The organism is Burkholderia crassaminum (assembly GCF_964265005.1).
Classification (GTDB): Bacteria; Pseudomonadota; Gammaproteobacteria; order Burkholderiales; family Burkholderiaceae; genus Burkholderia.
Genome location: NZ_OZ183800.1, coordinates 2,414,874 through 2,435,400 on the forward strand (window position 1 = coordinate 2,414,874; position 20,527 = coordinate 2,435,400).

The following is a 20,527-nucleotide window of genomic DNA, read 5'->3' on the forward strand; positions in this document are numbered from 1 at the left end:
GATTACACGCCCGCCAGCTTCAGCCGGTTCGCATGCGTGCGGATCACCGCGACCGGATCTTCCGCATACGCGCCGCGCACGCCGAGCAGCTGGTTGATCTCGTCGAGGTGATTCCACTTGTAGCTCGTGCTCAGCACCTTGCCGTACAGCGCACTGCACTTCGACACGAGCCCGTCGTTCTGCCCGGAGCCGCGGTTGATCATCACCGTGCCGGTGCCGAACAGCGCGAGCGTCGACGGGTCGAGCACGTTCGCCGGATCGACGAGTGGAACGGTGCTCGTGTCCGTCGCACCCGTGACGCCGAACAGCGAGAGCGTCGGCTGGATCGCCGTGCCGGCCCACGAGTACAGCAGATGCGTATTACCGCCGACGGTTTCAGTCGGCGCACCGGTCTGGCAACTGCCCGGCGCACCGAGGCCCGCGCTCGGATAGTTCTGGTTGTACGTGGCAGCCCGTGCGGTAGTGAGCGTCTGCAGTGCGGCGAGCGCGTCCTGGTTCGTGTTGTGGCTGCTGCTCGTCAGGATCCCGAACACATTGACGAACGCGGCGATCACCGATGACGAAAGCCCGGTCGGATCGTACGCCAGCACGTTCTGCACGAAGTCGGCGAACTCGGAGCCGCGATGCGGCGTGCCGATCGTCGTCACCGACGCCACGAGATCGGGCGCGACGGCCGCGACATAGCGCGACGTGAGGCCGCCCTGGCTGTGACCGACGAGATTGACCTTGGTCGCGCCCGTCGCCGCGAGCACCGTCTTCACGTAAGCGAGCAACTGTTCGCCGCGCCCGTTCGGGCCGTCGTCGCTCTGGAACCCCGACAGGTTCGCGACGTAGACGGTCGCACCGTTCTGCTGCAGGTCTTCCTGGATGCCATACCAATACTCGACCACGCCGGCGTACTTGTCGGTACCGGAGAGCCCGTGCACGAGGATGATCGGATAACGCGTCGCCGCGTAGCCATCGGCGGGCGCGGTCGCCGCCATCGCCGCGTGCGTCGTCGCGAGCGTCATCACTGCGGTCGTCCCCGCGAACGGCGCGATGCTCATCGCGCATGCCACTGCTCCTGCCACCACCCTGGAACGCATCGTTCTGGCCATGCATGTTCTCCTGATTATTGTGCTGCCGGTGCGAATGAAGCCGGATCGACGCACACTATGCGTCGCGAACGTCGCGAGCATCGTGTGCGTCGAATGCGGGAGTGAATCACGAGTCGCGAACGTTTGCGCCCTGACTAGACACGGTTCTCTAATCGGTTGACGCGCCCCGCCTGTTCAGGCGGGGCCGCGTTCATGCGTGCGCATGCTGCAACGCACACGCGCGACGCGTTACAGCTTCGCACTCACGCGCACCCATGCGGTCCGGCCCGGCTCCATCACCGGCGAGTTTGCCGGATAGCCGAAGCCCGCGTTGCCGGCGAGGTTCAGGTGCTCGGTGTAGGCCTTGTTCAGCACGTTGTCCACGCCGACCGAGATCTGCACCGTCTTGCTGACGTTGTATTGCGTATGCAGCGAAAGCACACCGAATCCGGCGCTCGGGCCGAAGTCCTTGCCGACCACGTTGCCCTCGTTCAGTGCATAGCGATGCTGCGGCGCAACGATCCGCCACAGGCCCCCCGCCGACCATGCGCCACGCGTGTATTCGAGCCCGATGCGGGCCTCGAGTGGCGGCATCTGCGGCAGCGGATCGCCGCTTGCCACGTTGCGCCCCCACGCATACGCGAGCGAGGTCTCGACGCGAAACGACGCAACCGGCCGCCACGACACGCCTGCTTCGCCCCCCATGATCTGCGCATTGACGTTGGTCGCCTGCGTGGTCGGGCCCATCATGCCGGCCGAATAGTTGAACAGGATGAAGTCCTGCACGTAGCCCGCGTAGGCCGACACCCACGCATCGAGCCGGTCGCTCTTGTATTGCGCGCCGATGTCGAGCTGCGTAGTCTTCTCCGGCTGCACCGCGGAGAACGCGTTGACCGAACCGGCCGGCCCACGCTTCGCGGAGAACAGCTCCCAGTAGTCGGGATAGCGCTCCGTATGGCCGATCCCGGCGTACCACGTGACCGGCAGCGATGCGAGATCGCGCTCGTAGCGGACGAAGCCGCTCGGCAGCACGCGTGTGCGATCGTCGTCGAAGGTCGGATTCGGCTTGCTCTTCATCATGCCGCTCGTCGTTGCACGCTTGTCGCGTGCACTCGCATAGTCGACGCGCGCGCCGCCGATCACGCGCGACACGTCGCTCGCGTACCACGTCAGTTCGCCGAACAGGCCCGCGTTCCACATCGTCGCCTGTGCATCCCACGGCATGTCGCCGTAGTTCTGCCGGCCCATCGCCGAGCGCGAGTCGAGCCGGTTCGATTGCGCGTCCACGCCCGTCACGAGCTTGAAGTCGTCGGCAAAACGGAACGTCGCGGCTGCACGCGCGCCGAACGTGCGACGCCGCACTTCCGACGCCATCCGCATCGGCATGCTGCTGGTCGGGTCCGGTTGCCGCAACGTGTAGTTGTCCATCACGTGATCGGCTTCGTTGTAGTACACGCGCGCCTCGATCCGGTCGAGCACGTCGCCGAGATGCTTCTTGTCGAACGACAGGCCGAACGTCTCGCGGCGGAAATGCGCGCCGTCCATCCCGCGCCCCGCGTAGCGCGCATAACCGTCGCCGGTGCCGGCGGTCAGCTCGACGCGCGTGTGGTCGTCCGGCGTCCAGCCGAGCGCCGCATCGGCGTTCCATTTGTCCCACTGCGACGGCACGGTGTTGCCGTTGCCGTCCTTGTAGTCCTGCGAATGCGCGTGGTTCGCGGTCACGCGGCCATAGACGTCCGGCGTGCCGGCCGTCACGTCGATGTTCTGGTCGTTGCGGCCGAACGATCCGCCGACGAGGCTGCCTTCGAAGCGCATGCCGGGCTTGTCGAATCGCGGTGTCACACGCTCGAACAGCACGGTGCCGGCCGATGCGCCGGGACCGTACAGCACGGTCTGCGGCCCCTTCACGACGGTGACCTTGTCATAGCTTTCCGGTGCGATATACGACGTCGGCGCATCCATCCGGCCCGGGCATGCGCCGAGCGTCGACATCCCGTTCGCCAGGATGTTCAGCCGCGAGCCGAACATCCCGCGCAGCACGGCGTCGCCGTTGGTGCCGCCGCTGCGGATCGACGTGAAGCCGGGGATCGTCTTCAGGTAATCCGCGCCGTCGCTCGCGGGCAGCGGCTGGCGCGGGGTCTTCGGATCCGTGACGACGACGAGCGGCGTCGTCAGCGGCGATGCGACGACTTCGATGGCCGGCAGCGGCGCGGCCGTATCGTCGGTCGGCGCGCTCGTTGCGCGCGCCGTTTCGGCTGCCGCGGCGCTCGCGGCCAGCGCGCCGGCTGCGAGCGCGGGAACGGTGAGTTTCAGCACGCGCGGCATGCGCCGCGCACTGGCATTGCGTGACGCCCGCGGCGCACGCAACTGGAAAATGGTCATGATCTAAAGCCCGAGTGACGCCCTCCGCACGGCCTCGACGGGCCGCACAGATATCGGCGGTGAAAGAGAACGAAAACAGCGCGTCAGGCGCGCTCGGGCGGGGCGCGCGGATACGCGCGCGGATAGCGATCGGTGCGCGCCGCGACGGCACGCGGCGCGACGGCGGAAACGGAAACGACGGGAACGGGAGCAAGTGCCGCGGCGGCAGGCCCGCCGATCGCGGGGCTGTGCGCGAAGAAGCCGCAGTAGCCGCAGGCATCGAGATGCAGCGCATGATCGTGCATGCGGCCGGCATCGGCTGACCGATGCGCGCCATGCTCTGCACTGCAGACGATCGCGTCGGGCGTGGCGGCCTGCGCGACGCGCCACTGCGACACCAGCGGCGCCGCGATCGCGAACCAGATCGCGAGCACGCCAAGCCAGGCGGTCAGGTGACGATGTCGGTGCAACATGCGCGGCAGCGAGTAAGCGGAATGTAAAAACAGCCGAGATGTTACAGAATGTTCAACGCGCTGACCAGTGCAGATGACGGTAAACGAACCGGGGGCGCATGGTTGTCAACACAACCATGCGCCCCCGCCTGCTGCATGCTTCCGGAACGTGCCGTTCAGGGCGCCATGCGCCGCAATGCGTCGTCGCGCCGGATGAAATGATGGTAGAGCGCCGCCAGCGCGTGCAATCCGATCACGAAGTAGAACGCGTTGCCGATCAGCTCGTGCGCTTCCTTGATCGTCGGCCGCAGCGCCTTGTCGGGGCCGAACAGCGTGAACGACACGCCGAGCCAGTCGAGCGACACCGGCTTGCCGCCCATATTGATCATCATGATGCCGAGCAGCGGCTGCGCGATGATGAACACGTAGAGCGCGAGATGCGCGAGCTTCGAGAGCCAGCGCAGCAGCGCCGCTTGCGCAATGGCCTCCGGCACGCGGCTGACGACTCGCCACAGCACGCGCAGCACCGACAGCACGAGCACGAGCGTGCCCGCGGTGAGATGCACGTTCATCCAGAACACCCGGCTGTCGCTGCCTTTCGGCCCGCGGATCTCGATGGCCAGATAGGTCAGCGCCACCAGCACGAACACGGCCCAGTGGAAGAAGATCGCGGGCGAGCTGTAGCGCGTCTGTTTCGCGAGGATGTTTCTCATGCTTCGTCTCGAGTTGCGTGTTGTATGCGGGGAGGGGCGAATGCCGAACCGGCCGGCGCCCGGCAGAGGGTTGTCACGATTGTAGCTGCACGGGCAGCCGGTTTTGCGCGTCGCGGTCAAATATCTGACGAATCGGCAACGCGTGCCGCGCGAGCTGTCATATGGAAAATCCGCATCGCGCGCGGAAACGGCTGTGGCACGATGAAGCTTTGGTGACGACGTTGCGCGCGCATCATGAGCAAGGCGTTCTTCGTTGCGGCCTATCGGCTGACCGCCGCGTTGCTCGCGGTGTCGACGACGTTGCACAGCATCGCCGGCTACTGGGGCATGCCCGCGGTCCAGCTCGGCAACTTTCTCAGCTACTTCACGCAACTGAGCAGCCTCTATGCGGCGGTCATGCTGGCCGCCGGGCTCTGGCGCATCGCGCGCCCCGGCTCGGCCCGCTACGAATCGATGCGCGGCGCCGCGGTGCTGTACGTCCTGATCACCGCGATCGTCTACGAACTCCTGCTCGCACGGCTCGATGCGCTGCGCCACGTCACGCCGGCGTTCAACAACTGGGTGCTGCACCGGATCGTGCCGCTCGTCATGCTGTGCGACTGGCTGTACGTGGAGCCGCGCTTGCCGATCCCCCGGCGCAGCGCGTTCGCGTGGCTCGGCTTTCCGGTCGTCTATCTCGGCTATACGCTCGTGCGCGGCGCGCTGGAGAACTGGTATCCCTACCCGTTCGTCGATCCGCGGCCGCACGGCTACCTGCCGGTCGCGGTCCAGTGTTCGCTGATCGCGATCGGCGCGGTGGCGCTCGCACTGGGCATTCGCTGGCTCGGCAATCACGCGCGACGGGCCGGCGCGGTAACGCTCTGGAAAGGATGAAGGCGGGAAAAGGCCGGCGCGTGTGCGCCGGGCGGCGCACACGGGGTGAGGCGGATCGTCAGCCGCCGTTGCGCGGCAGGAAGTTCATCGGATCGACGACCTTGCCGTTCTGGCGGACTTCGAACTCGAACGTCGAACGGCCGTTTGCGTCGGTACCCATTTCGGCGACCGGCTGGCCCTGGCGCACCGCGTCACCTTCGTTGACCAGCAGTTTGCCGTTGTGTCCGTAGGCCGTGATGAGCCCGTTCTCATGCTTCAGGATCACGAGCGGGCCGTAGGCCTTGACGCCGGACCCGGCGTAAACCACGCGCCCGGCCGCCGCGGCCCGCACCGAATGGTCGGGCCCGGACGCCGCGATCACGACACCACGCGTCTTGCCGGCCGCGAACGGCGCCGCCACGACACCGGTGGCAGGCCACGCGAGCGAGCCCGGCTGCGCGGCCGCGGACGGCTGCCCGAGCGACGTCGCAGCGGGCGGCGGCGCGACGCGCAGCACCTGGCCGGGATACACGGCATCGGTCGGCGCCATGTGGTTCCAGCTGGCCACGTCCTGGACGCGCTGCCCATAGGCGTTCGCGACGCCCGCGAGCGTATCGCCGGGATTCACGCGGTAATAGCCGGCGATCACGCCCGGCGTCGCGGCCGACGTGGGCGCCGACTGGCGCGCCGGCTGCCAGCTGTCGGTCCACGGCGTCATCGTGCAGCCCGTCAGCGCGATGGCCGCGGCAACGAGCGCCGCCTGCGGCAGCCAGCGCGTCAGCGCATCGTGGATGGGAATAGTTTCTCTCAAGGGTCCTCCCGGATTTGCGTCGTTGCGCCGCCCACCGCCCCCCGGTGCGCGACGCACGATGTCCGGCCGGACGGCCGGACCAACCAGTATCCGACCGCTCTCGCGGCCGTCAGTTTCCACAGCGGAACGTCGGTGCGAACGGGCTCACCGGCCCCTTTTTCGCGTCGTTCCGACCGGCAAAGATACCATTTGTGGCGGTCAAGGCCGCGACAGATGCCTGATCCTGCAACATTCTTGCGGTGCCGCACCGGCGTGCCGATGGCCTGCAAGCCGCGCCGCGCGGGCCGTCGGGCGGGCCTGCCACGGATCTTCCGCACGCGTCGCCGCCCTCGCCTGCCGTATCGATCCCGTCACATTCTCCCCGTCGATCGCCACCTATACTCGGTGATGCACTGCGCGATCCAACGACAACGAGGAGCATGACAATGAACAACGCGACGTTTCTTTCCGTGCAGCTCAACGCCGACGATTTCTCCGGTTCCAGCGGCCTGGTCGAATTGCTCAACCGGCACCTGCTGTTCGCGACCGACGTCGCCGAGGCGGCCGATGCACTCGTCCAGCTGGCGAGCGTCGCGCATATGACCGGTGCCACGCGCCATAGCGTCGAGCTGCCGGTCCTCGCGATCGAGCGGCTGCGCGACGCGCTCGACACGCTGAGCGGCTACGACGAAACGTGGCTGCAGGTGCTGGAACCGGCCGAAGCGCTGTTCCGGGATATCGGGCGCGGCAGGCGCCCGCTGCACTGAACCGGCGGCTGGCGCGATACGCGCGCCGCCAATGAAAACAGCCCGTCGTTCCGGATAACGGAACGACGGGCTGTTTGACCTTCAGGGGCCGGATCAGGCCGCCGAGGCGGCCGCACCGACCGAACCACCATTAACGACCCTTGTAGATCGGAGCGTCGTCAGCGATGCGCTTGACTTGCCAGCCGGTCTTGGCCTTGGCCGGTGCGCCGGATTCCTGCGCGGCAGCCGGTTGTGCGCCATAGCCGGTCGTGTCGGCAGCGGCGACGTTCTGTTGCGGGTTCAGACGGGCTTCAGCGGCCTGAATGCTTTCCGGGTACGTCGTACGGTCGCTGCCCAGCTTGTAGCCGGCCTGTTGGACGGCGACCAGGTCGGCCTTCACCTGTGCACGGGTGACGGGCGCATTCTGTTGGGCGAACGAGACGGCGGGAACAGCGAGAACGGCAGCTGCGGCGAACGTTGCGATCAGCGATTTCATGATTACCTCCGGGATTTTTTTTGCTCCGCCGCACACACCATGTCTGCAGCGATGGAACAGAGTTTAGTCCCGGGAACACCTAGGGAAAACCATGAAAGAACGAAAACACTGTTTCCCCGGAGCCAACAATGTCGGCATCCGGGAGAGAGAAACCCTATTCATAGAATAGATTTTCGCAACAATGCTGTCCCCGCCAGCCGGTTACGACCAGTTCGCGTGGAAGCTGCCCGGCTTGTCGGTACGCTCGAACGTGTGCGCGCCGAAGAAGTCGCGCTGCGCCTGCACGAGGTTCGCCGGCAGCCGCTCGGAACGATAGCTGTCGAAGTACGCGACGGCCGACGCGAACGCCGGTACCGGCACGCCGGCCTTCACCGCGGCAACCACGACGTCGCGCAGCGACGCCTGGTAATTCGCGGCGATATCCTTGAAGTACGGATCGAGCAGCAGGTTCGCGAGCGCCGAGTCCTTCGCATACGCGTCGGTGATCTTCTGCAGGAAGCGCGCGCGGATGATGCAGCCCGCGCGGAAGATCTTCGCGATCGTCCCGAGATCGAGGCTCCAGCCGTACTCTTCGGATGCCGTGCGCAGTTGCGCGAAGCCCTGCGCGTACGAAATCACCTTGCTCAGGTACAGCGCGCGGCGCACCGCTTCGACGAACGCGGCGCGATCGCCGTCGAACGGCGCGGCGGCCGGGCCCGACAGGATCTTGCTGGCCGCGACACGCTCGGTCTTCAGCGACGACAGCACGCGCGCGAACACCGACTCGGTGATGAGCGGCAGCGGCACGCCGAGATCCAGCGCGTTCTGGCTCGTCCACTTGCCGGTGCCCTTCTGCGCGGCGCGATCGAGGATCACGTCGACGAGGTGCTTGCCGGTCTCTTCGTCCTTCTTGCCGAAGATCTTTGACGTGATCTCGATCAGGTAGCTGTCGAGCTCGCCCTGGTTCCATTCGGTGTACACCGCGCCCAGTTCGTCGTTGGTCAGGCCCGCGACGTCCTTCAGCACCGAGTAGCTTTCGGCGATCAGCTGCATGTCGCCGTATTCGATGCCGTTGTGGACCATCTTCACGTAATGGCCCGCACCGTCCGGGCCCATGTATGCGACGCACGGCTCGCCGTCCGACGGCGCCTTCGCGGCGATCTGCTTGAGGATCGGCTCGACGAGGTCGTACGCGTCACGCTGGCCGCCGGGCATGATCGACGGGCCGCGCAGCGCGCCCTCTTCGCCGCCCGACACGCCGGTGCCGATGAAATGCAGGCCCGATTGCGCGAGCTCCTGGTTGCGGCGGATCGTATCGGTGAAGTGCGTGTTGCCGCCGTCGATCAGCACGTCGCCCTTCTCGAGCAGCGGCTTGAGCGATGCGATCGTCGCATCGGTCGCTTCGCCTGCCTTCACCATCATCAGGATCCGGCGCGGCGTTTCGAGCGACGCGACGAACTCCTCGAGCGTGTAGGTCGGCACCAGGTTGCGGCCGGGGAATTCGGCGATCAGTTCGTCGGTTTTCTCGCGGCTGCGGTTGTACACCGACACCGCGTAACCGCGGCTCTCGATATTGAGTGCGAGATTGCGGCCCATCACCGCGAGCCCGATCACACCGATTGCTTGTTTGCCCATTAGTCAATTCTCCGGAAAAAACGGGGCGCGACCCGACCCGGGTCGCGCGCACAGGCGAAAGGATAGTGGAAACCCGGCGGCGATGCGCGCTTCCGTGTCATTGCTCCGCGTGCGGCAGCCGCCGGAACACGACGCTCAGGTTGTTCGCCGGCATCTCGACCACCTCGATGCAGTCGAGCCCGCGATCGAGGCCGAGCGCGACGACGGTTTCGAGATCGCGCACACCCCACGACGGGTCGCGGCTGCGCAATTGCAGGTCGAATGCCGCGTTCGACGGCGCCGTATGCCGGCCCTCGCGGCGATACGGCCCATACAGGAACAGCACGCCGCCCGGCCGCAGCAGGCGCGACGCGCCCGCGAACAGCGCTTCGGTACAGGCCCAGGGCGAGATGTGAATCATGTTGATGCAGACGATCGCGTCGAGCATGTCGACCGGCCACGACGCGTCGCGCACGTCGAACGCCAGCGGCCCGGCAACGTTGGCGAGGCCCGCATGGGCAACCCACGCGGCGATCGAGCGCCGCGCCTGCGCATCGGGATCGCTCGGTTGCCAGTGCAGGCCAGGCAGCGCCTGCGCGAAGTGGACGACGTGCTGGCCCGTGCCGCTCGCGATTTCGAGCACGCGGCCGCTCGCCGGCAACACGTGGCGCAAGACGTCGAGGATCGGCCCGCGATTGCGTTCGGCCGCCGGCGCCGACAGCCGCGCGGACGGATCGGGCGAAGAGGTCGGGCCGGTCACGATGCCTGCTCCGGTGCGTGGCCCGCGAGGCCCAGCCGCGCGGTCAGTGCGTCGAGCGCGGGTGCGCAGCGCGCTTCGACCTTCAGCGTCAGCATCGGATCGGCGCGCGTATGGCCGAGATTGAGCGCGGCGACCGGCTTGTGCTGCGCCTGCGCCCACACGCAGAAGCGGTAGCCGGAATACACCATCAGCGACGAGCCGACGACGAACAGCGCATCGGCCGCATCGAGCGCCTGCGACGCGAGCGCCACGCGCTCGCGCGGCACGTTTTCGCCGAAGAACACGACTGCCGGCTTCAGCAGCCCGCCGCACGCGGGGCACGCCGGGATGCGGAACGTGTCGAGCGCCGTCCATTCGAGATGCGCGTCGCCATCCGCGGCCGGCTCGGCCTGCGCACCCAGCAGTTCGGGATTGTCGGCCTCGAGCATGACCTGGATCGTCGCGCGCGCGTGATGCGCACCGCAGTCGAGGCACGTGACGCCGTCGATGCCGCCGTGCAGCTCGATCACGTCGCCGCTGCCCGCGCGCTGGTGCAGGCCGTCGACGTTCTGCGTGACGAGACGCTCGATCCGCCCTGCGCTGCCGAGCCGCGCCAGCGCGACGTGCGACCCGTTCGGCTGCGCGCGGCCGACGACGGGCCAGCCGATCATGCTGCGCGCCCAGTAGCGCCGCCGCGCGGCATCGGAGCCGAGGAATTCCTGGAACTGGATCGGCGGCGAGCGCATCCACTGGCCGTTGCGGTCGCGATAGCCGGGAATGCCGGAGTCGGTGCTGATGCCCGCGCCGGTCAGCACCAGCAGGCGTGGATGACGCTCGACGAACGTGTGCAGCGCGTCGAGCGCGGCCGGATCGATGCCGGCGGTTGAGGGGTCGTGCAGGGCTTTGTCGTTCATGTTGGCAACGCGTGATCAGGCGCGCCGGCAAGCCGTGCGCCCGCACGGGCAGCCAGGCACGCCAGCACATGATACAGAACGCCGCGCGGCCGGGCCGATGGCTCGCGTCGCAAACCGGCGCACAAAAAAAGACGCCCATCCGCCACTCGGCGATGGGCGCTTCAACAATTGATCCATCGGGGTAGTGGATCAACTGACAGCACAATTTCGCGGCGTCCGCCATGCTGCGGCCGGCGAACGCTTCCCCTGGACTGCATGTGTTCCGCGATGCCGAATGCATCGATGCGCTGCCTGCTTTCCGGTGCGATCCGGCCCTGCCCCGCCACGCCGACGCGATGCACGACGCACGCACACCTACGCCGCGCGACGGCTCGCGTTGCGCGCGGCAGCATGACGATCCGGGATCCGGGCCGGGCCATCCACAGGCATTCGAAGTTCATCCCCGACGGCCGACCGGCACCAGTCGGCCTCGTGCGTCACAGCTGCACGTCGTCGTTCAGAACAAACCCGATTGCTCGGATGGAGCGGAAAGCCGCGCGCTCACGTCGCCTCAATCAACGGCGAATCGAATACGCGGGCAGGTCGGCGATTCATGTTTGCAACACGATACGTTGCGATTCGGTCTGTTTTCATTCTCTTGTCCCCGTCTCCGATACGTCCGACCCACTGAAGCGATCGCCGGACCGACTGCGTCCGCGACCGCGCTCACGGCCCGTACAGATATGCAAGGAGCGCACCATGCTTCATGCCGCAAGGCCGCGCGGGCCGAAGCGGGGCCATCGTGGTGAATCGCGCACCGGCAAGCAGCGCGAACGTTTCGAAACTGAAACGCGTGCCGGATCGGCGAGCGTCGGCCGGGCATGCCGTCATGCCGCGCCGGCCCGGTCCGCGCCGATGTCACGTCGTTGCATCTGCGCGCTCGCCGGTCGACTTACAATCGCCCCACAGTGCCACATACACGTGAATAGCGCGCGGGCCCGCCCCGGCATTCCTCGCGCACCTCGTCACAACCTGACCGGAGCCTTCTACCCGACGCATGCCTGACACACACGACTGGCTGGATATCGACTACCGGACGCTGTTCCGGCTGTATCCGGATCGCCGGATCGAACGCGAGAACGATCCCGACTGCTCGCCCGGGCCGCGTTTCTGGCTCGGCAGATGCGTGGACGGCAGCGTGGCAGGCGTACGCGCCGACGTGCCCACCCCTGTCGCACACGAACTGGCGCGCCTGGCAGACAGCGAACCGCCGTTGGCGGACCGCATGCAACCCGCGCATCTCGAACGCTATCTCGCGCTGCTCGCCCCTGTTCCGCACTGGAACATCGGCCTCGTCTACGCGCTGCCGCACGCACTCGGTTTCGACACCGACGCGCGCGTCGCACTGATCGACGGCGACAGCGACGCAGGCCGGCATCTGCTGCATGCGCTGTCTACACACGGGATGCCCGACGGCCTGTTCTCGATGGGGTTTCGAAGCGGCGCCGATCTGTGGGCGCCATGGTGCGCGGCAGTCGTCGACGGAGAAGTCGCATCCGTCGCATTCGCCGCGCGGCTATCCGGTGTCGGTGCCGAACTCGGTCTCGCGACGGCCCCGGCATTTCGGGGGCGCGGCCTCGCCGCGGTAGTGACCGCAGCGTGGTCGCGGCTGCCGTCGCTTCAAACGCGCACGCTGTTCTACAGCACCGACAGCGGCAACCGCGCGTCGCAACGCGTGGCGTCGCGCCTTGGCCTCACGCTGCGCGGCACGACGCTGCGGGTGGCGTAGCGCCGGGGCCGGCGCAACATCTCAACGAAAGGCCTCGATGACCTTGACGCGACGTTCGGTTTCGTCGACGAAGCAACCGTCAACCTCCACGAGCCCGAGCGTGCCGCCGGCATCGGGCTGCCGCGATTCGGCGCAGCCGGCATCCCGCGCCTTGAGCCAGCGGCGCTCGTCATCGCGCAACCTCGCCTTGCCCTGCGCATCCAGGCTCGCCATCTTCGTCTTGTAGGCGGCATTCAACCGTTTGTCGGCCGCGTCGTATTTCAGCCGCAGGCAATTGCGGATGTCGGCCGTGTAGCCCGTTTGCTCGGCGGTCTTGCAGATGGCGGCACGCTCCGCATCGTCCGCGAGCGCGTCGGACGCGACCGCGAAGAGCATCGCACTCGCCGCCAGACCGATCACCCCATATTGAAGCGCGTTCATCCGGATTCGTTTTATTCAATGACGGAAGGCACCGATTATGCCCGGCCTGCTGCCCGCATGGCCCTCTTTGGCTCGACGTCGCCGGTCGCGCTCGATCGGGCGGCGCGCACACCGTGCCGCGCGGCCGGCGTGCAAACACGCTAGCATTCGGACACGCAACGTCGCGCGTTCGCTTTGCACCGCCTCCAAGGACTCGACATGACCACGCCCGCCCCTGCCCGCTCCGACGTCGCGCATCGCGTCTTCTCCGCCGGGCAGCTGTCGATCGGCCTCACGCTTCCGCTGCTTCGCACCGGCCATGTCGTCGCCGACTTCGGCGAGCAACTCGAACTCGCAGCGCTGGCCGATACGCTCGGCTTTCGCGCGCTGTGGATTCGCGACGTGCCGCTGAACAGCGCCGACTACCCCGACCCGGTCGGCCACCTCGACCCGTGGGTACTGCTCGGCGCACTGGCGGCACGCACGCGCCGGATTGCGCTCGCCAGCGGCGCGATCGTGCTGCCGCTGCGTCATCCGCTGCATATCGCGAAAGGCGCGCTGTCGGTCGCGACGCTGTCGGGCGAACGCTTCATCCTCGGGCTCGGCTCCGGCGACCGGCCGCCCGAATATGCGGCGTTCGGCGTCGATGCGGAAACGCGACGCGACCGGTACCGCGCGCACTGGGACATCGTCGCGGCCGCGCTCGGCGTGCCATCGCGTGTGCTGCCCGACGAAGCGCCGCCCGATGCGCCCGAATTCACGCTGCTGCCGCGCGGCGCCGACGCGGTGCCGATGCTGGCGGTCGGCTCGGGCGGGCAAAGCGTCGACTGGATCGCGCGCCACTCGATCGGCTGGATGACGTACCACCGCGATCCGGACACGCAGCGCGCACGCTATTCGATGTGGCGCGCAGCGGTCGACCGGCTCGCGCAGCCGGCCTTTCGCGCGTTCGGCGTGTCGATGCGACTCGACCTCGTCGCGGATCCCGATGCGCCGGCCACCGCATTGCCGCTCGGCTATGCAACCGGACGCCGCGCATTGATCGACATCCTGCAGGACATGCGCGCGGCGGGCACGCATCACGTCACGCTGAATCCGGGATCGGACCGGCCCGTGCGCGACGTCATCGAAGAAATCGCGGAACACGTTCTGCCGGTTTTTCACGACGGGCAAACGTAATTTTGCAGGACTCCGGATTAATCACGAGCAATGCGCATATCGCTCACCGTTGCTGTCCAGCATGATTTACAAAATCCTTTCACATCCGGTAATCGAGACGCGACACCCTATCTGACTGCCTGCAGTCTGCGCCACGCACATGATCGCGAAAACGCGCCGAAAATGCCCGCGCCGCATCGGGTATGCCCGATTCGAATGGTCGTCGACGGAACTATTCGGTTCCGGTCGCGATCATGTTAACTTCCGTCCATCGTTCAGCCCGGCGGGCCGCGCGCCGATGCGCGCCCGCATGCCCACCCCATGCGACATATCCTCCTCGGCTGGCTGCTTGCCGCCGTCGTCTCGGCCGCCCATGCGGCCGCTCCCGCCCCGGCCACCGCGTCGGCCGCTTCCGGCACCGCGCCCGCGCTGACACCGCAACAGGCGCAGCAGGCACTCAATGTGCTCGAAAATCCGCGCGATCGCGCGCAGGTCGAAACGACGCTGCGTGCGATCGCGGCCGTCGGCGCGCTTGCCGCACCCGCGGTCGCGGCGAGCGATGCGGCTGCGGCTGCGGCTGCGGCCAGCGGCGCGTCGGCTGCCGCGGCCCCGGGCGCGCTCACGTCGAACGGCCTCGCGTCGATGCTCGTCCGGCAGGGATCGCGCTGGACCACTGAAATCGGCGGTGCGCTGAAGGAGTCGCTGCGCTCGCTGCTCGATATCGGCTCGGTTGGAAGCTGGTGGCATGACAGGCTGGTGCGAGCCGACGAGCGAGCGGATCTCGCGCACGCGCTCTGGATCATCATCGCCGTGCTCGTGCCCGCGCTCTTCGTCGAATGGTTTGCGAAGCGGCTGTTGCGACGCGCGCTGGCCGCGGTGGCCGCGGTGGCCGCACGGCGTGCCGACACGTCGCGCCGCACCGCGCCAGACTCCGCCACGCCCGACGACGACGCGCCGCCGGACACACCCGCCAAACCCAACGCCGCCGACGCCCTCGACGCCGCCCCCGCATCGTCTCAAGGCCGCGGCCACGCACGCCGTCACACCACGCTGCTGCACCGGATGCCGCGCGCGCTCGTCAGCCTCGCGTTGCGTGCCGTGCCGCTGCTCGTGTTCGTCGGCGTCGCGAGCCTGACGATGTCGGCGATCGGCGATACGGGCACCCCGATCGAATCCGCGCTCGAGGCGCTGATCGACATCTACGTGATCTGCCGCCTCGTCACGATCGTCAGCCGGCTGTTCTTCCAGCCCGATGCACGGCAATTGCGGTTGCTGCATATCAGCGACGCGTGGGCCGATTTCGCGCAACGCTCGATCGCGCGAATCGTGATCGTGGTCGGCGCCTGCACGGCCGCCGTCGAGATCGCCGCGAACTTCGGTCTCAGCGAGGCCGGTCACGTCGCGCTGCTGAAAGCCGTCGCGCTCGTCGGGCACCTGATGATTTCGGCACTGATCCTGCAGTGCCGCCAGCCGGTCGCCGCGCGAATCCGCGCGGCCGGCGACGACCGTCCGTCCTTCGCGATGGTCGCCAATGCGCTCGCCGACGCATGGGCGCCCGTGTCGGTATTCATCGTGATGGCGCTGTGGTTCGTGTGGGCACTCGACGTCCACAACGGCTATCGCGTGCTGATCACGCTCGGCGGCCGCTCGATCGCCGTGATGATCGGCATGCGGATGGTGTCGATCGTCGTGTTCGGCGCGCTCGCGCGGCTGTTCCAGGGCCACGAAGAAGACCGCACGCTCGTCCATCTGCACGCGTACCGCTACTACCCGCTGCTGCGCCAGATCGTGTCGGGCGCGATCGGCATCGTGACCATCGTGTTGCTGCTGCAGATCTGGGGCGTGCCGATCTTCCGCGCGTTCGAAACCGGCACGATCGGCCACCGGCTCGCGTCGGCGCTGGTGACGATCGCGGTTGCGGCCGTCGTCGCGCTCATCGTGTGGGAAGCCGCGAACATCGCGATCGAGCGCCGCCTGCAGCGCTGGACACGCGAAGGCAATCTCGTGCGCGCGGCGCGGCTGCGCACGCTGCTGCCGATGTTGCGCTCGCTGCTGTTCGTGATGATCGCGCTCGTCGTCGTGCTGACGGGCCTCAGCCAGCTCGGCGTGAACGTCGGCCCGCTGCTTGCCGGCGCCAGCATCTTCGGCGTCGCGCTCGGCTTCGGCTCGCAGAAGCTCGTGCAGGATTTCATCACCGGGATCTTCCTGCTGATGGAAAACGCGATGCAGGTTGGCGACTGGGTCACGCTCGCCGGCGTGTCGGGCACGGTCGAGTACCTGTCGATCCGCACCGTGCGACTGCGTGCGGGCGACGGATCGCTGTACACGATCCCGTTCAGCTCGGTGACGACCGTCAACAACACGAATCGCGGGCTCGGCAACGCGGCCGTCAAGATCAGCATTGCCTATGGCGAGGATATCGATCGCGCGATCGCGACGCTGAAGGAGATCGGCGCCGCGTTGCGCGACGATCCGAAATACCGCGACGGCATCCTGTCGGACTTCAGCTACTGGGGTATCGACCAGGTCGACGGCGCGACGCTCGCGCTGGCCGGACAGATGCAATGCACGGACTCGACGCGCTGGAGCGTGCAGCGTGAATTCAACCGGCGGATCGCGGAGACGTTCCGCGAACGCGGTATCCGGATCGCCAATCCGCAGCGCAGCGTCGTCGCGTACGCGGACGGATCGCGGCCTGTCGTCGATGGCGAAAACGGCAGCAACGGCGAAAACACCGGCAACGGCCATGCTGCCGAACCGACGGCCCGGCCGCCGTCGCCCGTCGAACCGGAGCGCAAGCCGGGTTGACCGGCCGGGGCCAATGGGGCGCCGCGTTCAGCGCGCGGCGGGCTTGTTCACGCGCCGAGGGCTTTTCGCGGCGGGCGTCGATGCCCCCGCCTTCGCCACGCGTTTCGCCGTCGCACCCGGCCCCCGCTTGGAGCCGGCTTCAAGATCCTCAGCCAATACGTCGCGCTGCGCGTGCCATTGCTGGAGCAGCAGGCGCGTCTGCTCGGCGATCGTATCGATCAGCAATTTCGCGCGCTCGCCTTCGAACGCATCCCATTCGAGCACCTGCAGCGCAGAACGCTCCGCGATGTGGAACACCGTGATCTGCCCGAACAGGCTCATCGCGCGCAAGCGCGTGACGGGATCGTCGGCCGGCCGCCCCGAGATGCGGCCGATCAGCTCGGCGCTCACGTCGTTGAGAGGCTTGCGCATCCGCTTCATCAGGATTTCGCTCGCGCTCGCCGGCTCTTGGCCGACCTGCTCGCGCGCGAAGAACAACCGCTGGTTCATCGTCTTCGGCGCCGTGAACATCCGGTCCGACAGCGCGCGCAGCAGCCCGACGAACGCGTCGATCAGCACGTCGACGTCCGCGTCCGCATCGAGCATCGCCCACGCATGGCCGACCGACGGTGCGAACACCTCCCAGCCGTGCTCCGCGATCGTCTCGACGCACGCGCGGTACACGCCTTCCTTGTTCTCGAAGTAGTACTGGAGCGCCGGCGCGTTCACGCCGGCCATCGCGGCGATCTCGCGCGTCGATGCCCCCGCGAACCCGCGCTCGCCGAACAGTTCGATCGCCGCCTCGATGATCCGCAAGCGCGTTTCGTCGCCGCGGGCGTAGCCGCCCGCCGACGTACGGCGCAGCTTCTTCGCTTCGTTCATGCCTTCCTCGTCATTCGGTCGATCGACATTCTACTTGACACAATTCTATCAACTGGAATAATTCTTCCACTCGGAATAAATTGGACGCCAGCATGTCGACGCCGCAAGACTCGCCACAGAAAGCAGATCGTCAGGAAAACGGAACAACGCCGCGAAACGGAAACGGATCGAAACGGCGCATCCTGCTCGTCGTCACCGTGCTCGCGGCAATCGGCGGCGCCGTCTGGCTCGGCCGCTGGTGGACGGTCGGCCGCTTCATCGAAAGTACCAACGACGCGTACCTGCAGGCGGACAGCATGACCGCCGCGCCGAAGGTCGCCGGTTACGTGACCGATGTGTATGTCCGCGACAACCAGGCCGTGAAGGCCGGTGATCCGCTCGTGCGGCTCGACGTGCGCCAGTACCAGGTCGCGCTCGCGCAATCGCTTGCGACCGTCGATGCGCGCCGCGCGGATATCGCACGCGCCGAGGCCGACATCGGCCAGCAGCATGCGAATCTCGAACAGGCCGACGCTCAGGCGAAGGTGTCGCGGATCAATGCCCAGCACGCAAGCGACGAATACACGCGCTACGCGCCGCTCGCGGCGACCGGCGCGGAAACGCACGAACGCGTGGCCGACCTGAAGAGCACGCGTGACCAGGCAGCCGCGACACTCGCCGCGAACAATGCGTCGATCGCAGCCGCGCGCACGCAGATCGCATCGTTCACCGCGCAGCTCCAGCAGGCGCGCGCGCAACTCGAAGCCGCGCAGGCCAGCGCCGCGCAGGCGCAGCTCGACCTCGACAACACGATCGTGCGCAGCACCCTCGCCGGCCGCGTCGGCGATCGCACGGTACGCGTCGGTCAATACGTGCAGCCCGGCACTCGCCTGCTGACCGTGGTGCCCGTCGATTCGATCTACCTCGTCGCGAACTTCAAGGAAACGCAGATCGGCAACATGCGCATCGGCCAGCCCGTCGAACTGCACGTCGATGCACTGCCGGACGGTGCGCTGTCCGGCGTCGTCGACAGCTTCGCACCCGGCACGGGCGCGCAGTTCGCACTGCTGCCGCCCGAGAATGCGACCGGCAACTTCACGAAGATCGTCCAGCGCGTGCCGGTGCGCATCCGCCTCGCCGCGAACGCCCGCGCGCAACGCATGCTGCTGCCGGGGCTGTCGGTGACGGTCGACGTCGATACGCGCTCGACCCGCGACGAGACGCATCATGGCTGAACCGTCCGCCACGACGCCCGTGCCGCCGCATGAAGGCCGTGCGAGCGTGACCGACTGGATCGCGGTCGCGGCCGGCGCGCTCGGCGCGCTGATGGCGACGCTCGACATCTCGATCACGAACTCCGCGCTGCCGCAGATCCAGGGCGAAATCGGCGCGACCGGCACCGAAGGCACCTGGATCTCGACCGGCTACCTGATGTCGGAAATCGTGATGATCCCGCTCGCCGCGTGGCTCACGCGCGTGTTCGGATTGCGTAATTTCCTGCTGACGAACTCCGCGCTGTTCATCGCGTTCTCGATGATGTGCGGCTGGTCGCATTCGCTGCCGATGATGATCGCCGGCCGGATCGGCCAGGGCTTCACCGGCGGCGCACTGATCCCGACCGCGCAGACCATCATCCGCACGCGGCTGCCGTTGTCGCAGTTGCCGGTCGGCATGACGCTGTTCGGCCTGATCGTGCTGCTCGGGCCGCTGTTCGGCCCGGTGCTCGGCGGCTGGCTCGCGGAGAACGTGAACTGGAGCTGGTGCTTCTTCATCAACCTGCCCGTATGCCTGCTGCTGATGGGGCTGCTGTGGTTCGGGCTGCCGTCCGACCGCCCGCAATGGAGCACGTTCTTCAACGCGGACTGGCTCGGGATCGCCGGCCTCGCGATCGGGCTGAGCTCGCTCACCGTCGTGCTCGAGGAAGGCCAGCGCGAACGCTGGTTCGAATCGCAGATGATCGTCACGCTGAGCTTCGTGTCGCTCGCCGGGATGATCCTGATCGCGTTGTCGCAGATCTTTGCGAAGCGGCCGATCATGCGGCTGTCGCTGATGCGCAACCCGCGCTACGCGAGCGTGATCGTGATTGTGTCCGCGGTCGGCGCCGGGCTGTACGGCGTGTCCTACCTGCTGCCGCAGTTCCTCGCGATCGTCGCCGGCTACAACGCGCAGCAGGCCGGCGCGATCATGCTGCTGTCGGGGCTGCCCGCGTTCCTCGTGATGCCGATCCTGCCGCGCCTGCTCGGCAAGGTTGATTTCCGCATTCTCGTCATCTCGGGGCTGCTGCTGTTCTGCCTGAGCTGCATGCTCGACATCAGCCTGACCGCGCAGAGCGTCGGTCACGACTTCGTATGGTCGCAACTGATCCGCGGTCTCGCTCAGATGCTCGCGATGATGCCGCTTAACCAGGCGTCGATGGCGGCCGTCGCGCGCGAGGATTCGGGCGATGCGGCGGGGCTCTACAACATGGCGCGTAACCTCGGCGGCTCGATCGGGCTCGCGATCATCGGCACCGTGATCGACCGCCGCACGACCTTCCATACGGCCGCGCTGCGCGAATCGGTGACGGCGAACTCGCTGATCGGGCAAGACCGGCTGTCAGCCTATGCGGCCAACTGGTTCGCACACACCGGCGATCTCGCATATTCGAACATGCGCGCGCTCGGACAGCTCGCGCAGCAGATCCAGATCCAGGCCGTCGTGATGACCTATTCCGAAACCTTCTATCTGCTGGGCCTCGCGCTGCTCGCCTGCGTGCCGCTCGCGCTGCTGCTGAGAACGCCGCGCGGGCCGCAGCCGATGTCGTCCGGCCACTGAACCGTCTT

Annotated in this window: 18 protein-coding genes; 7 read left to right on the forward strand and 11 right to left on the reverse strand. The window is 67.4% G+C overall.

What is annotated here, in order from left to right; all coding sequences use genetic code 11:
- Positions 1–2: 2 nt before the first annotated feature.
- The 4 genes from ACPTTF_RS27800 to ACPTTF_RS27815 all read right to left on the reverse strand — a co-directional run bounded on the left by ACPTTF_RS27800 (position 3) and on the right by ACPTTF_RS27815 (position 4,602).
- The gene (locus tag ACPTTF_RS27800; protein ID WP_166953750.1) at positions 3–1,097 is read right to left on the reverse strand and encodes an esterase/lipase family protein; all 1,095 of its coding nucleotides are present in this window, start codon (positions 1,095–1,097) and stop codon (positions 3–5) included.
- A gap of 228 nt (positions 1,098–1,325) precedes the next feature.
- Positions 1,326–3,458 (reverse strand): TonB-dependent copper receptor, encoded by a 2,133-nt coding sequence (locus ACPTTF_RS27805; protein WP_423369042.1) that lies wholly within the window; start codon positions 3,456–3,458, stop codon positions 1,326–1,328.
- Between the two features lie 83 nt (positions 3,459–3,541).
- Positions 3,542–3,910 (reverse strand): DUF2946 domain-containing protein, encoded by a 369-nt coding sequence (locus ACPTTF_RS27810; RefSeq protein WP_423369043.1) that lies wholly within the window; start codon positions 3,908–3,910, stop codon positions 3,542–3,544.
- 155 nt (positions 3,911–4,065) lie between these two features.
- Positions 4,066–4,602, reverse strand: coding sequence for a cytochrome b (locus tag ACPTTF_RS27815; protein ID WP_423369044.1), 537 nt, complete (start codon positions 4,600–4,602; stop codon positions 4,066–4,068).
- A gap of 234 nt (positions 4,603–4,836) precedes the next feature.
- Here ACPTTF_RS27815 and ACPTTF_RS27820 point away from each other — a divergent pair, with 234 nt between their 5' ends.
- Entirely contained in the window at positions 4,837–5,475 is a 639-nt protein-coding gene (locus tag ACPTTF_RS27820; protein WP_166953757.1) for a Pr6Pr family membrane protein, read from the forward strand.
- A gap of 58 nt (positions 5,476–5,533) precedes the next feature.
- Here the strand turns inward: ACPTTF_RS27820 and ACPTTF_RS27825 are convergent, their stop codons facing one another.
- Positions 5,534–6,265, reverse strand: coding sequence for a peptidoglycan DD-metalloendopeptidase family protein (locus tag ACPTTF_RS27825; RefSeq protein ID WP_166953759.1), 732 nt, complete (start codon positions 6,263–6,265; stop codon positions 5,534–5,536).
- Positions 6,266–6,690: 425 nt separating this feature from the next.
- Here ACPTTF_RS27825 and ACPTTF_RS27830 point away from each other — a divergent pair, with 425 nt between their 5' ends.
- Positions 6,691–7,011 (forward strand): hypothetical protein, encoded by a 321-nt coding sequence (locus tag ACPTTF_RS27830; RefSeq protein WP_021160881.1) that lies wholly within the window; start codon positions 6,691–6,693, stop codon positions 7,009–7,011.
- A gap of 130 nt (positions 7,012–7,141) precedes the next feature.
- On the opposite strand, the gene ACPTTF_RS27835 is transcribed toward ACPTTF_RS27830, so the two are convergent.
- The 4 genes from ACPTTF_RS27835 to ACPTTF_RS27850 all read right to left on the reverse strand — a co-directional run bounded on the left by ACPTTF_RS27835 (position 7,142) and on the right by ACPTTF_RS27850 (position 10,732).
- Positions 7,142–7,486: a DUF4148 domain-containing protein gene (locus ACPTTF_RS27835; RefSeq protein WP_166953761.1), complete on the reverse strand. Its 345-nt coding sequence runs from the start codon at positions 7,484–7,486 to the stop codon at positions 7,142–7,144.
- Between the two features lie 201 nt (positions 7,487–7,687).
- Positions 7,688–9,100, reverse strand: coding sequence for an NADP-dependent phosphogluconate dehydrogenase (gene gndA / locus ACPTTF_RS27840; RefSeq protein ID WP_423369045.1), 1,413 nt, complete (start codon positions 9,098–9,100; stop codon positions 7,688–7,690).
- Positions 9,101–9,197: 97 nt separating this feature from the next.
- On the reverse strand, positions 9,198–9,839 hold the full coding sequence (locus ACPTTF_RS27845) for a DUF938 domain-containing protein (RefSeq protein ID WP_423369046.1): 642 nt from the start codon (positions 9,837–9,839) through the stop codon (positions 9,198–9,200).
- Positions 9,836–10,732 carry an NAD-dependent protein deacetylase gene (locus ACPTTF_RS27850; RefSeq protein WP_423369047.1) on the reverse strand — a complete coding sequence of 299 codons (897 nt, stop codon included), beginning with the start codon at positions 10,730–10,732 and terminating at the stop codon, positions 9,836–9,838. The genes ACPTTF_RS27845 and ACPTTF_RS27850 overlap by 4 nt, the downstream gene beginning before the upstream one ends.
- Positions 10,733–11,768: 1,036 nt before the next feature.
- Between ACPTTF_RS27850 and ACPTTF_RS27855 the strand changes: the two genes are divergently transcribed.
- A complete protein-coding gene (locus tag ACPTTF_RS27855) occupies positions 11,769–12,500 on the forward strand; it encodes a GNAT family N-acetyltransferase (protein ID WP_423369048.1) in 732 nt (243 codons plus the stop codon).
- A gap of 21 nt (positions 12,501–12,521) precedes the next feature.
- Here the strand turns inward: ACPTTF_RS27855 and ACPTTF_RS27860 are convergent, their stop codons facing one another.
- The gene (locus tag ACPTTF_RS27860) at positions 12,522–12,920 is read right to left on the reverse strand and encodes a lysozyme inhibitor LprI family protein (protein ID WP_166953774.1); all 399 of its coding nucleotides are present in this window, start codon (positions 12,918–12,920) and stop codon (positions 12,522–12,524) included.
- Positions 12,921–13,118: 198 nt separating this feature from the next.
- Here ACPTTF_RS27860 and ACPTTF_RS27865 point away from each other — a divergent pair, with 198 nt between their 5' ends.
- The gene (locus ACPTTF_RS27865; protein ID WP_423369049.1) at positions 13,119–14,078 is read left to right on the forward strand and encodes an LLM class oxidoreductase; all 960 of its coding nucleotides are present in this window, start codon (positions 13,119–13,121) and stop codon (positions 14,076–14,078) included.
- A gap of 300 nt (positions 14,079–14,378) precedes the next feature.
- The gene (locus ACPTTF_RS27870) at positions 14,379–16,865 is read left to right on the forward strand and encodes a mechanosensitive ion channel domain-containing protein (RefSeq protein ID WP_423369050.1); all 2,487 of its coding nucleotides are present in this window, start codon (positions 14,379–14,381) and stop codon (positions 16,863–16,865) included.
- A gap of 27 nt (positions 16,866–16,892) precedes the next feature.
- On the opposite strand, the gene ACPTTF_RS27875 is transcribed toward ACPTTF_RS27870, so the two are convergent.
- Complete coding sequence (locus ACPTTF_RS27875) at positions 16,893–17,726, reverse strand: CerR family C-terminal domain-containing protein (protein ID WP_423369051.1); 834 nt, start codon at positions 17,724–17,726, stop codon at positions 16,893–16,895.
- A gap of 92 nt (positions 17,727–17,818) precedes the next feature.
- On the opposite strand from ACPTTF_RS27875, the gene ACPTTF_RS27880 reads away from it, so the two are divergent.
- Both ACPTTF_RS27880 and ACPTTF_RS27885 read left to right on the forward strand, forming a co-directional pair.
- The gene (locus tag ACPTTF_RS27880) at positions 17,819–18,940 is read left to right on the forward strand and encodes an HlyD family secretion protein (protein ID WP_166953782.1); all 1,122 of its coding nucleotides are present in this window, start codon (positions 17,819–17,821) and stop codon (positions 18,938–18,940) included.
- Positions 18,933–20,519, forward strand: a complete 1,587-nt coding sequence (locus tag ACPTTF_RS27885; protein WP_166953784.1) for an MDR family MFS transporter — start codon at positions 18,933–18,935, stop codon at positions 20,517–20,519. Before ACPTTF_RS27880 ends, ACPTTF_RS27885 begins: the two co-directional genes overlap by 8 nt.
- Positions 20,520–20,527: the final 8 nt, after the last annotated feature.